The sequence below is a fragment of the Enterobacter cloacae complex sp. 2024EL-00711 genome (genome assembly GCF_047529885.1).
GTDB classification, from domain to species: Bacteria; Pseudomonadota; Gammaproteobacteria; order Enterobacterales; family Enterobacteriaceae; genus Enterobacter; species Enterobacter ludwigii.
The window spans coordinates 1-579 of the sequence record NZ_JBLIZC010000021.1 but is presented as its reverse complement, the minus strand read 5'-3'; the positions used below and the strand labels follow the sequence as shown (position 1 = coordinate 579).

At 51.3% G+C, this 579-nt stretch carries 1 protein-coding gene; it reads left to right on the top strand.

All coding sequences use genetic code 11. The features are described from left to right. Positions 1-579 (top strand): EF-Tu/IF-2/RF-3 family GTPase (locus ACMVME_RS22795; RefSeq protein WP_029742211.1); only part of this gene is annotated, 579 nt, incomplete at both ends.

Genomic DNA, 579 nt, shown 5'->3' with positions numbered 1-579 from the left:
GAAAATCATCGAACTGGCTGGCTTCCTGGATTCTTACATCCCAGAACCAGAGCGTGCGATTGATAAGCCGTTCCTGCTGCCAATCGAAGACGTATTCTCCATCTCCGGTCGTGGTACCGTTGTTACCGGTCGTGTTGAGCGCGGTATCATCAAAGTTGGCGAAGAAGTTGAAATCGTTGGTATCAAAGAGACTGCTAAGTCTACCTGTACTGGCGTTGAAATGTTCCGCAAACTGCTGGACGAAGGCCGTGCTGGTGAGAACGTAGGTGTTCTGCTGCGTGGTATCAAACGTGAAGAAATCGAACGTGGTCAGGTACTGGCTAAGCCAGGCTCAATCAAGCCACACACCAAGTTCGAATCTGAAGTGTATATCCTGTCCAAAGACGAAGGCGGCCGTCATACTCCGTTCTTCAAAGGCTACCGTCCACAGTTCTACTTCCGTACAACTGACGTGACCGGTACCATCGAACTGCCAGAAGGCGTTGAGATGGTAATGCCAGGCGACAACATCAAGATGGTTGTGACGCTGATCCACCCAATCGCGATGGACGACGGTCTGCGTTTCGCAATCCGTGAAGG